Origin of the sequence: Nitrosomonas oligotropha, assembly GCF_900106555.1 — a bacterium.
Classification (GTDB): domain Bacteria; phylum Pseudomonadota; class Gammaproteobacteria; order Burkholderiales; family Nitrosomonadaceae; genus Nitrosomonas; species Nitrosomonas oligotropha_A.
Map to the genome: position 1 here is coordinate 12460 of NZ_FNOE01000002.1, position 12977 is coordinate 25436.

8 protein-coding genes are annotated in these 12977 nt (G+C 39.3%); 7 read left to right on the forward strand and 1 reads right to left on the reverse strand.

What is annotated here, in order from left to right; translation table 11 throughout:
• Positions 1 to 16 precede the first annotated feature (16 nt).
• The 6 genes from BLU57_RS01535 (at position 17) to BLU57_RS01560 (ending at position 8126) form a co-directional block, all read left to right on the forward strand.
• A complete protein-coding gene (locus BLU57_RS01535; RefSeq protein WP_090315334.1) occupies positions 17 to 1471 on the forward strand; it encodes a class I SAM-dependent DNA methyltransferase in 1455 nt (484 codons plus the stop codon).
• Positions 1468 to 2688, forward strand: a complete 1221-nt coding sequence (locus BLU57_RS01540) for a restriction endonuclease subunit S (protein WP_090315336.1) — start codon at positions 1468 to 1470, stop codon at positions 2686 to 2688. The genes BLU57_RS01535 and BLU57_RS01540 overlap by 4 nt, the downstream gene beginning before the upstream one ends.
• Complete coding sequence (gene hsdR / locus BLU57_RS01545; protein ID WP_090315338.1) at positions 2685 to 5072, forward strand: EcoAI/FtnUII family type I restriction enzme subunit R; 2388 nt, start codon at positions 2685 to 2687, stop codon at positions 5070 to 5072. Before BLU57_RS01540 ends, hsdR begins: the two co-directional genes overlap by 4 nt.
• A gap of 292 nt (positions 5073 to 5364) precedes the next feature.
• A complete protein-coding gene (locus BLU57_RS01550) occupies positions 5365 to 5601 on the forward strand; it encodes a hypothetical protein (protein ID WP_143026927.1) in 237 nt (78 codons plus the stop codon).
• Positions 5589 to 6779: a hypothetical protein gene (locus BLU57_RS01555; RefSeq protein WP_090315342.1), complete on the forward strand. Its 1191-nt coding sequence runs from the start codon at positions 5589 to 5591 to the stop codon at positions 6777 to 6779. The genes BLU57_RS01550 and BLU57_RS01555 overlap by 13 nt, the downstream gene beginning before the upstream one ends.
• A 732-nt stretch (positions 6780 to 7511) precedes the next feature.
• Positions 7512 to 8126: a GmrSD restriction endonuclease domain-containing protein gene (locus BLU57_RS01560; protein ID WP_090315344.1), complete on the forward strand. Its 615-nt coding sequence runs from the start codon at positions 7512 to 7514 to the stop codon at positions 8124 to 8126.
• Between the two features lie 2061 nt (positions 8127 to 10187).
• Here BLU57_RS01560 and BLU57_RS01570 read toward each other — a convergent pair.
• A complete protein-coding gene (locus BLU57_RS01570; RefSeq protein WP_090315349.1) occupies positions 10188 to 10853 on the reverse strand; it encodes a CCXG family PEP-CTERM protein in 666 nt (221 codons plus the stop codon).
• A gap of 777 nt (positions 10854 to 11630) precedes the next feature.
• Here BLU57_RS01570 and BLU57_RS01575 point away from each other — a divergent pair.
• Positions 11631 to 12977 carry a TackOD1 domain-containing metal-binding protein gene (locus BLU57_RS01575; protein ID WP_256334337.1) on the forward strand — a complete coding sequence of 449 codons (1347 nt, stop codon included), beginning with the start codon at positions 11631 to 11633 and terminating at the stop codon, positions 12975 to 12977.

The window sequence follows — 12977 nt, forward strand, 5'->3', positions numbered from 1 at the left end:
GGCAAAAGGGATACGAGTGTTTGAACAGACGTTTAAAAATATAGACGACATACTGCACAAAGATGCAGGTTGCAGCAGTGAGCTCGATTATATTGAGCAAACTTCCTGGGTACTGTTCTTGAAATATCTGGATGATTTGGAGAAAGATCGCATCACAGCCGCTGAATTGACCGGCAAAACCTATACGAGCATCATCGCGCCAGAATTCCAGTGGAATATATGGGCTATGCCTAAAAACAAAGAGGACAAGCTCGATCATCACAAAGCATTAACAGGCGATGACCTCAAAGATTTTGTTGATCATAAACTTTTCCCCTATCTCAGAAAATTTAAAACTGATGCAATCAGCGCTGACACCGTTGAATACAAAATTGGTGAGATTTTCAGCGAACTGAGAAACCGCATACAGAGTGGCTACAACTTGCGCGAAGTCATTAACCGCATTGATGAGCTGCGATTCAGAACCCATGCTGAAAAGCACGAAATGAGCCACCTCTATGAGGACAAGATCAAGAATATGGGCAATGCCGGGCGTAACGGCGGCGAATACTATACGCCGCGCCCTTTGATTAAAGCTATTGTCAAAGTGGTTACACCCAAAATTGGCGATAAAATTTACGATGGCGCGGCAGGCAGCGCAGGTTTTTTGTGTGAAGCGTTCGATTATCTTAGAACCAGCAAAAGCCTGAACACCAGTGAAACCGAAATACTTCAGAAGAAAACCTTTTATGGCAAAGAGAAAAAATCACTGGCGTATATCATTGGTATCATGAACATGATTCTGCATGGTGTGGAAGCCCCGAACATCGTGCATACCAATACCCTTGCCGAAAATCTGGCCGATATACAAGAAAAGGACCGCTACGATGTGGTGCTGGCCAATCCACCTTTTGGCGGTAAAGAACGCGCTCAAGTACAGCAAAACTTTCCAATCAAAACCGGCGAAACCGCCTCATTGTTTTTGCAGCATTTCATCAAAATACTGAAGGCAGGCGGAAAAGCCGGTGTGGTCATTAAAAATACTTTTCTAAGCAATACCGATAATGCCAGCACCAGTCTGCGCAAGCTCTTGCTGGAAAGCTGCAATCTGCATACGGTACTGGATTTGCCAGGCGGCACGTTTACCGGTGCGGGTGTGAAAACAGTGGTGCTTTTTTTTGAAAAAGGCGCGCCTACTCAGAAAGTTTGGTTTTACCAGCTCAATCTTGAACGCAACCTGGGAAAAACCAACCCGCTTAATGAAAACGATTTGGCAGAGTTTGTAGCGCTTCAGAAAACCTTTGCCGATAGTGAAAACTCATGGAGCATCGATGTAAAAGACATTGATCAATCCACCTTTGATCTGAGTGCCAAAAACCCCAATAAGAAAACTGAAACTGCCTTACGCCAACCACAGGAAATTTTGGAAGCTATGAGAGCGTTGGATAAAGAAAGTGCGGAAATATTAGACTCAATTTTGGAATTGATATGAAGCAAGATTGGGGGAGAAAAAGGTTAGGTGATATATGTGGATTTGTAAGAGGCCCGTTTGGTGGTAGTTTGAAAAAAAACAACTTCAAGCCAGATGGCTATGCTGTTTACGAACAGCAGCATGCTATTTATGATCAATTCAACGACATTAGATATTTCATTGATGATGATAAATTCAATGAAATGAAGCGGTTTGAGCTTAACTCGGGTGATTTAATAATGAGCTGTTCAGGGACAATGGGTAAAATCGCTATCGTTCCAGAAAACATAAAGAAAGGAATTATCAATCAAGCTCTGCTTAAACTAAGTCCATCAAAAATGGTGTCAAATAATTTCTTGAAATTATGGATGCAAAGTGAAAGTTTTCAAGATAGTTTGAAAGAATATTCAGGTGGAGCAGCAATTCAAAACGTAGCTTCAGTTGCTATTTTAAAGAATATTGAAATCCCACTCCCCCCACTCCCAGAGCAACAATGCATCGTAGCCATATTAGATAAAGCCTTTGCCACCATAGCCAAGGCAAAAGCCAATGCCGAACAGAGCTTGAAAAATGCCAGAGAGCTTTTTGACAGTTATTTGCAATCTGTTTTGACTGATAAAAAATGGGTAAGGAAACAGTTAGGAGACGTTTGTTATAAGGTCGAATATGGGGCATCTTCAAAGTCAAAAAATGACGGTAAATTGCCAGTATTGAGAATGGGAAATATTCAAAATGGAAGATTTGTATGGGACAGTCTTGTTTATTCTGATAATAAAGAAGATAACCAACAATATTTACTTAAATACAATGATGTATTGTTCAACCGAACAAACAGCCCAGAACTGGTTGGGAAAACAGCAATTTATAAAGGAGAAACACCAGCCATTTTTGCAGGGTATCTAATTCGTATTCATAGAAAGGAAGATTTATTGGATGCCGATTATTTGAATTATTATCTCAATAGTGCAATGGCAATGGAATATGGTAAGACAGTTGTAATTTCAAGTGTAAATCAAGCAAATATCAATGGAACTAAATTAAAGACATATCCTATTCCATTACCATCATTAACCCAACAACAAGCCATCGTCCAAAAACTCGATGCCCTCGATGCCAAAACCAAGAAACTAGAAGCCATCTACCAGCAAAAAATAAATGATCTGGAAGAACTAAAAAAATCCATTCTTCAAAAAGCATTTAGTGGCGAATTAAACACTGATAAAGATATCGCTACATGAACGAAACAGACACCAGAGCGGAGCTAATAGAGCCCAAGTTAAAGGCTTGTGGTTGGGGTGTTGTCGAAGATTCAAAAATCCTTCGTGAATACCTTATTACTGCAGGCAGAATTCAAACCGGCGGCGTAAGAGCCAAGAAACTCATTGCCGATTATGTGCTGGTTTACAAAGGCATCAAGCTGGCGGTCATAGAAGCCAAAAGCGATGAATTGGAAGTGGGCGAAGGCGTGGCGCAAGCCAAGCAATATGCGGAAAAACTGAATTTAGAAACAACCTACTCCACCAACGGCAAAGCCATTTACAGCATTTGCATGAAAACAGGCGCGGAAGGTTTGGTTTCCGATTATCTGACCCCCGAAGCGTTGTGGAACAAAACCTTTGCAGTTCAAAACGAATGGAGAGACGAGTTTGCATCCATTCCGTTTGAAGATAGAAGCGGCACTTGGCAACTTCGCTACTATCAGGAAATAGCCATAAAAAATGCCCTGGAAGCAATCGCCAACCACCGGGAACGCATTTTATTGACGCTTGCCACGGGCACCGGAAAAACGGCCATTGCTTTTCAAATTGCCTGGAAGCTATTCCAAACCCGGTGGAATTTGAAGCGTGACGGCAGCCGCAGACCCAGAATTTTATTCCTGGCTGACAGGAATATCTTGGCTGACCAAGCCTACAATGCTTTTTCATCGTTTCCTGACGATGCATTGGTCAGAATAAGGCCGAATGAAATTAGAAGAAATGGCAATGTGCCTACCAATGGCAGCATTTTCTTTACCATCTTTCAAACCTTCATGAGCGGCACTGATAAGGACGGCAAACCCACCCCTTATTTTGGTTCATATCCCCCCGATTATTTCGATTTCATCATCATAGACGAATGTCACCGGGGCGGAGCCAATGACGAAAGCAACTGGCGCGGCATTTTGGAATATTTTGCCCCCGCTGTTCAGTTAGGATTAACCGCGACCCCGAAGAAAGAACAGAACATTAATACTTACCAATATTTTGGTGAGCCGGTTTATGTCTATTCTCTTAAAGAGGGCATTAATGATGGATTTCTTACACCTTTCAAAGTAAAGCGCATTAAAACAACGCTGGATGAGTATATCTACACCAGCGATGATCAGATCATTGAAGGCGAAATCGAAGAAGGCAGGCTCTACACTGAACCAGACTTCAACATATCCATTGAAATAAAAGAACGAGAGGCGAAACGAGTTCAAATTTTTCTGAAGGAAGCGAGCCAGAATGAAAAGGCGATCATTTTTTGTGCTACGCAAGCACACGCTGCTTTAGTCCGTGATTTAATCAATCAATACAAGAGCAGCAGCAACCCGAATTATTGTGTTCGCGTGACTGCCAATGATGGTGAAATCGGCGATCAGTTTTTAAGGGAATTCCAGGACAACGAGAAAACGATTCCCACCATTCTTACCACTTCGCAAAAGCTATCCACGGGTGTAGATGCCAGAAACATACGCAATATTGTTCTGATGCGACCGATTAACTCAATGATTGAGTTTAAGCAGATTATAGGCAGGGGCACGCGGCTGTTTGACGGCAAAGAATTTTTCACCATTTACGATTTCGTTGATGCTTACCACCTTTTTTCCGATCCTGAGTGGGATGGTGCGCCAATAATCGAAGTTTGTTACGAATGCGGACATGATCCTTGTATTTGTGAAAACGATCCCCCAAAACCTTGCAGAGTTTGCGGCAAACGGCCTTGTGAATGTGAAAAGGAACGGCCGCAACCTTGTCCAAAGTGTGGCCAAAATCCTTGCATTTGCAATAAGAAGGTAAAAATAAAACTAAAAGACGGCAAAGAGCGCGAAATACAGCACATGATTTCCACTTCGTTTTGGAGCAGCGACGGCAAGCCCATTTCAGCTGAAGAATTTTTGAATAATCTGTTCGGTGAACTACCCAATCTATTTAAAAGCGAGGAAGAATTACGCACTATTTGGAGCAACCCAACCACGCGCAAAACATTACTGGAAAAATTGAATGATGCCGGGTTTGGTAAGGAAGAATTATCAACGCTGCAAAAGCTCATCGACGCAGAAAAAAGTGACCTGTTTGATGTATTGGAATACGTGTTCAATAGCGATACAAAACCAATGACAAGGGAAGAACGTGTTGCAGCAGCAGAAGCCACCATTTTTGCATTACTGGATAGCAAGCAGAAAGAATTTATAGAGTTTGTGTTAAGCAAATATATTGAAACAGGGGTGGAAGAACTTGATCGGGAAAGGTTACCTACTTTGCTGATAAACAAATATCAGTCGTTAGAGGATGCCAAAGAGATTTTAGGTGAAGCTGCAAATATCAGTTCGCTGTTTATAGAGTTTCAGAAGTATTTGTATTTGCAGAGGGCGGCGTGATTTTGGGGATGGTTTCCCTATACTCCTTGCTTCCGTGGAAGAGATGGGAGGTAAATTCCATTCAAACTTTCGATATAGAGTGCCCGATTAGCTTTTTTAAATACTGGAGACCAACCAATATAAACATGAAGCCCGGCATGGCCAAATATACAAAAACATATTAGAGTTAAATATAAGTCAATTTTAAGTCTCATAAATATGTTTTGAAAAGCAATTTTAGGATTAGAATGGAACCCAAAGTATATAAAATAATAAATATATGAATGATAGATATAGGATACGTGATGGCTTAATGCCATTAATTGATTTTGTTATTCATCTCGTTGTTGGTGCGAGTATTTTTTTGGTTATAGCAGCAGCGGCACTGGGAATAGGTGAAATTATTAGTTGGTTAGATATACAAGATTATTTTATAAAAGAGGTTCTTTCTTTTATAAAATATTTAATTTTTGCGATTGATTGTCTGTTATTCGGCATTTTTTTATTATCTTCAACAATCAAAATGGCTAAAAAACTATGGAATCATTAAGAAATCTAATTCTTCATGCAAGATTAGTTGCATTTGAGGCATTTGTTTTATTTTTTAATCCATTAAGAGAACAAAAATTTAACATTGAGCATATTCACTCTGAACAAAACTTTTCAACCGAAGAGCTCTTAGTGCCCCTTAAGTATATGAAGATATTGAGTGAAGCGGCTTGTTATAATCAAGGAGCATTTACTCAATATTGGTATCTTGCATCTCTAAGGCATAAAAAAATTCGCCTTGAGGTGGAAAATAAGGATAAGGATAAGGATAAGGGTAAGCTTCTGATTTTAGGTAATGATCTGATGAAATTTTTGAATCAAGAATTTCATAAGGCAGCATTAAATAACATTGAGTATATGCATAGATATTTTGAGGGGAGAAGTAAGAAGCCCCCAAAAATTTCTATAAAGGGATTTTCTAAGAAAAGAGCCGAGAACGTCGTTATAACTTTATTTGGCGACAAACAAGACGCTGATTTATTAGGCATATCAGTTGAAAGTGATTCTGGCTTTGAACATGTTTTCAAGAAAGGAAAATACTATTTATCTAACAATCTAATCAAGGAAACAAAAGAGGGACGCTATAAAAATCCAAGCTTAGATATAAGCTGCATAAGAGAAAAAACACTAACTTATACCTTCAGACCTAAAGCATTGTGGAAGAAATGTTGGAAAGACCTATCAGAAAAGAATCGTGAGGATTATTATAGCTCGATACTAATTGTTCCAATGACATTCTGGAATAATGCGCTTTATCAAGAGTTTTTGGATAAACTGGAAATATTAACAGATAAAAAACGAACAATTTTTGGCATTGTGTGTGTGGAGCATCAGGATACAGATTACTTTAAAGAAGAGTCTGATGTTTCAGCCATATACTTCTTTGCAGATGCATTATCACAATATATCTTTTCAAGATTGGTATATACAAAAATATCGGAAACAAAAAATAAATTAAAAGAGATCTTAGGTAGCAACATGGAAATAGATATGGATAATACGATTGAACTACTTAAATCAGGAGAATTTATCACATCAACACCAACTTTAAAATCAATTACTGAGATAAAAGAGTCAAATGAAAACGAGAATGTTACATACGAGATTGATTCTTATTTATGTGATTACGTGAACAATTTAAAAAAAGTTAATTTAAATTACAGTCAGGATTCGAACTGATATTTTAAACAAATATCGATGAATGAGTGTTTATCAACTTTAGAACATTCAGGCGGTAAACTCTATAAAGCAAATTATCTGCACAAACCACTGTGTGATTGAAACTATGGACAATGCCGCCTATCTGCTCAAACATATCCCAAACGTATGATTAGAATAAGCCTTGAAACAATGAAAATCTTGAAGAGTTTTCCGAGACTGGATATCGCACAGCGGGTTAAGCCTTGTTTGATAACTACTCAGGGGCGGTTTTAATCTATACAGCTTTAAAATCTAGTACCGTACTCTGCCGCATCTATCATAAACATGCACAAAAAAGCTTTTTACAAGCTAAGGTACTTGGAAGGAAAAAACAGCGTGCGGGTGATTCAAACCCCGTAAAAATTATAGTGTAGCGAAAAATTAAAGTCGTAAACTTTTTTCATTGCATATATTATCTCAACAGTAAGAAAACGTTGAATAAAAAGCTAAACTTAAGAAAGTTAACTGGTCGGTTAACACTTTGGCTGAATTAGTGGCTATTATTTAGATGGCATCGGGTACGCCCCTCAATTCTCTACAACTTTAAAGATAAAGTACCGGCACATGCCTAAATATTCGCGCGTGCGATTCAGAAAAAACGTTTTTTGAAAACATGTGGCGAGGTGTCGAATCTCTCTACAATCTTATGAAATCGGTGCTGCAGCTTTTAGTTTAGTTCATAGCCATAACCCAAAAATATCGGATAATCATTTGAAGAAAAAAGTTTTCTTGGCTTTGCTTATTTCATTTCTGGCAACGCTTTCAGGTTGCGCAATAGAAAAGCGAGATATACCGTTACAACAGGATTCAGCCGCTAATTATACCGATCACCCTTTACCAGCTACTTCCTACAATAGAAAAGATTGGCCGCGCTGGATAGATGCCGATGGTGATTGCCAAAATACCAGACAAGAATTATTGATAGCCACCAGTACACAACCTGTTCAATTCAAAGACTCGAAACATTGCACTGTTATTTCTGGTGAATGGTATGGAGTTTATACCGGCAAGACGTTCACCAAAGCTTCAGACGTGGATATTGATCACATAGTGCCGCTGGCACATGCTCATAGACATGGTGCGGACAAATGGACAAAGGCGCAACGCAGAACATTTGCAAATGACTTTGAAAATCTTTTGGTAGTGAATGATTCAATCAATAAATCCAAATCAGATCAAGCTCCGCATGAATGGTTACCACCATTAAAGTCTTACTGGTGCGAATACGGCAAACGATGGGAATACATCAAGAACAAATACCACTTATGGTATGACCGGCAAGAACGTATTACCTTGAATAAACTGGCTGAAACTTGCTTGGAGTAGTCAGCCAAGGCAATCCGCTAACCTTGGCTGACTGTTTTTGATAAAGGATTATTTGCAGCTGTTACTTATATACGCACCAATGACACTGATGCGTACTTTGTTAATCGGTATTTTTAGAAATAACTTTAGAAAAAAATAAATATTTATTTCTAGTGAGAAAATTTGATGGTATTTATGATGGTACTTTATGGATTCATAAATTCACAATGCTTATGAATATTGGCTTGCAGCATAATATGCGGTTACCCCTCTCGCACCAGTAGCAACATTCAAGCAGTTCATATCGTACATCCCTTGTAATACTGAATATTCTAAGCATTGATTGTATCAAGAGATAGCATGCATCTTTTGACATACTGTCAAGTGCTTACCGATGTCGCAGCGCGTTAAGCAAAACCGAAGGGCTCTATACATTAGCGATAGTGGCGGGCTGTATTTTCTGGTGAAACCCACTAGAAATATTTAATCGTAACGGCAAGCAGAAGGGGGATTCATTTATTTAGTTTAATGACAAAGTGCGGTTGTTTGCTAAAAATTTCACGCATAAAAAAGAAATAATCTCGCTGATAACAGAAGAAAAAACACCTGCTGCATTTAGAAAAGGATGGGTTTTCTTATTCCTTGGAAGTTAACTAGCGATTAATTCGTATTAATATCCCCTTATTTAATCTGTGGTTTTTTCTATTATCCACAAAAACTGTGGATAACTTTGTGGACAATCATCTTGCATGAGTTGCTAACTTGTAAATTTCTAAGGACTTTCCTTAGGTTGCTTAATTATTTAACATATTAATTATGTTTAAATTATCATTTACTTACGGGATATTTTTCAGCTCAATGTCAAGATGCTCATGGGATATTTATAACTTTTTAAATCTGTGGATTATTTGGAATGTCAAGGAAAAAGATATGAAGTGAATAGCAGAAGATTATATAAACAAGATAGATACTTTTCGCACTTTGACTACTACGAGTGATAAGGTCTCCGTAAATAGATGCCGATGGTGATTGCCAAAGTGCCAGTCAAGAATTATTGATAACCACCGCTAAAATTTTATGGGTGCGAATACGGAAAGCGATGGGAATACATTAAAAATACCACTTATGGTATGAACGGCAAGTACGTATTACCTTGAACAAATTGGCTTGAAGTAGTCAGCTGTAGCAATTCACGAACCTTGGTTGACTGTTTTTGATACAGGACTTGTAAAGCGTTTGTCAATACGCACACATGCGCATTTTGTAAATTGGTATTTCCTGAAATAATTTATTCGGACAAAATCTATTGAGGTGTATTTCATCAGATCCGGGGGGCAGTATGCTGAATTCAGTATTGACGTTTGCATCAATTTTTCTTATTTCATTCTTGTTATTGTCGTGATTTTTCCTGATAAAAGTCGTGTTGATGACCCTAATTGTGAATGTTAGGTTAGCTTTGATGTTAGAACAATTGTCCTTCGAAAAAAACGATGAGCCCATCCTCGTTAATGATTATTCATTCTATGGTTTTATTTCATAAAAGTTTTTTTCTGTTGTCCACAATTTCTGTAGATAACTTTGTGGACAATCCACTTGCATGGGTAACTAACTTATAAATTTCTAAGGGTTTTTCTTGGATTGCTTAATAATTTAACATATCGATTATGTTTAAATTATCATTTACTTGCGGGATATTTTTCAATCTGATGTCAAGATTGTCATGGGATATTTATAACTTTCTTGATCTGTGGATTATTTGGAATGTCAAGAAAAAGATAGAAAGTAAATTGTAGAGATTGTGCGAAAAGAAAAATACTTGATGCGTCATGACCAATGTGGGTGATGAGATTTTAATCATGATTCTTGTGTATAGAGATTTTTATTAGGCAAACTTTGCTGAATGTTAACTATATGGTTAACAGATACTTGAACCAGCGGTTATTTTGATGATAACGGAACACGGCACCTCAATGTTAGAAGTACTGAAATTGAATCAATGCGGTGTTAAGTCGCTTTTGAGGTGGGGCACTAAGAAAGAAAACGGGAGCTTGCGCTCCCGTTCCGGATGAGATCCGGATTTGCTTAAACGGCTGATTCTTTTCTGCGGCTTACCATAAATCCCATTAAACCCAAACCGGCCAGAAGCATAGCGTAGGTTTCCGGTTCAGGAACGGGACTCAGAGAGTCGTTTGTGCTGAATGTTGTGAAATCACCAGCTCCTCCAATCCTGAATTGGGCTTGCTGACCGCCGTCACAGCAACCTTCAAGGCCGTAGAGGTTGAGCGTGTGAAAACCGGCGGCAAGATTCAATGTATTGATACTCAAATACTGTGATGAATCGCTGTAGCTGCCATTCCACCACATATCATTTGTTTTGAAATCATATGCTGATCCATCGACAAAAATGGCGCCGCCGTGACCAAAATCAACACCGGCACGAATTTGCCATGCCCCTGCATTTGCTGGGGATACATAAAAATCAACAGTTGATTTAAAGGCTATGTCAGTTGTCGAGCCACCAGCAAATAATCCATGATTGGAAATGTTGTCATAAATTGCAGGGGTCGCAATTCCGTAACCAATTGATGGGATTGCAACGGCTGAATCAACTACGGATTGATATGCTGCTGCGTCAATTTGAGGGCCTGCGGTTGAGAAACCCGTTTCAATTGTTATTGAGCTGGCGTTAGCACCGCCAAATAATGCAAGCGATATTGCGGTAACTGATAATGTGAAAGTTATTTTCATAAGACTCCTGTTATACAGCATTAGATTGTTAAACTACTTAGGATATATGGTCCGTTATTTCTAACCAGCGCAGAGCAAATCAAAGTTAAATTGCTCAATGAGTGTGTGCAATTGAGCAGCATCATAATTTCTGTCCATCCACATGAATGTTAATAGAACTTGAGCCGATCAACTATGCGAAAAATCACAGCTCATCGTTTAATAAACCCTGCGCGATTGGTTTATCGGTATATCCGGAAACGGCTTTAAGAAAGAAGAATATATTTTTGTAGACTCTTGGATTGCAAATGCTGTGGATAACTTTGTGAGTAATTCATGTGTTTGGAAATTTAACTCATCGATTTCTAAAGATTTCCATTGACTTGCTCATTTATTTTACACATTGATTATGAGCTAATTATCATCAAGTTATTACTGCTTTTCATGCTGCGCGCCCATTTGATCAAATGAAGTCCATCATTGACTGGGTTTGTGGATTGTTTAAATGATCAAATAAAAATTACGGTGAATTGAATCGATAGAGAATTTTCTGAATTGTTTGGGATGGAATTTTTCTTTCAATACGTCGATATAAAACCGATTTCTTGCTTTATTCGAGCTATCTGTGTAAGAAAATATGAGTATAATGGTAAGAAGACACACTAGGTGATGTTTTTAAGATAATGATTATATTGCAATTAGTTTGCAATATCCGATGCGTTATAAAAGACATAATTGATTTAAGATTATTTTAAGTTAGCGATGCTTATATTTTTCTCCCTAGAGAAGACTGATTTATTGGATCCGTATCAGGATCTTTTTGAAATTTACCATTTCGGTGATTTTTCGGATTGGGAGAAAAAGAAAATCATTCCTTCCGCGTTTGTTATTGCGGGAAATGATAAACAATATACTGCGTCGATTCTTGCCAAGATACGCAGAGATGACGAAGTTTTTGCATCACTGTGTTTTGCGGCAGATCCGGTTGCAGCGTCTGATAACTTGTTGCTCGATGGACAATTGCCGCAGCCTCCGGTTTTGCTGGAAGCGGTTAATCAAGTTGAAAGCTTGCTGAAGTCGCTGAAGGGCAATGAGACCTATATCACACACCAAGGACGGTTAATAAAATACTTGTGGTTACGCCCTGATTTCATTCTTCAGCCGCACCATGAGTGGCAAAATCCGCGTTTTTATCGCTATCCTTTGCTGGAGGCGTTGAGTCAGGACAGATCCGATTCCTTCGAGTGGTTGCGCAATCTCGCCAATAACAAAATAATTGAACCTTTGACGATGCTCGACCGGCAGCGCGAATGTGCTTATTGCCGCTCGGCGCACTTGAGTTTTATTGATGTATGCCCGAATTGCCAGTCGATCGATATCAAGCTGCAAGCTTCCTTGCATTGTTTTACCTGCGGTTGTGTCGATGTGCAAGATAAATTCATGCATAGCGGTACGCTGGTTTGTCCCAAATGCCATACGCATTTGCGGCATATTGGCAGCGACTATGACCGGCCTATCGAGAATTATCGCTGTCAGTCTTGCAGCCACTCGTTTATAGAAGGCGATGTGCAAGTCCGCTGCGCGATGTGTGAAAAAGAGATGCAGCCGGGAGAGCTCATCTTGAATGAAGTACACAGCTGGCGCTTAAGCGATAAAGGAAGAACGGTTGCTTTCCGGGGAGAGGTATTCGACTTGTCCTCGGGGTTTGATCAGCTGGATTTTATTTCCCGCGAGTTATTCCTGCATGATCTTGATTGGCAAATGGTTACATCCCGCCGTTATCCCAATGTGCATTTCAGTTTGTTCGGGATCTACTTCGCCAATCTGCCGGATCTGGTCGAACTTTTCAACCATGCGCGCCTGCTGCAAATGCTTGAAGCCTTTGCTCAACGATTAAGAAGCTTGCTCCGGACCCCGGATCTTTCCACGCGGACTTCGGAGAATATGCTGTGGTTGCTTTTGCCGAATACCGATGAACAAGGATTACAGGGTTTTCAAAAACGCATCGAAAGCAGTATGAATGTACTGTTGGAAGAAAGTGAGCATAAGCTGGATTTCCGTTTTATCGGTATTTCCTCGCAGAATATACCCGCTAAGGAAAGTGCTCCGCTCCTGCTGGCGCGTCTCGCGGGCGAGTTGCTATAG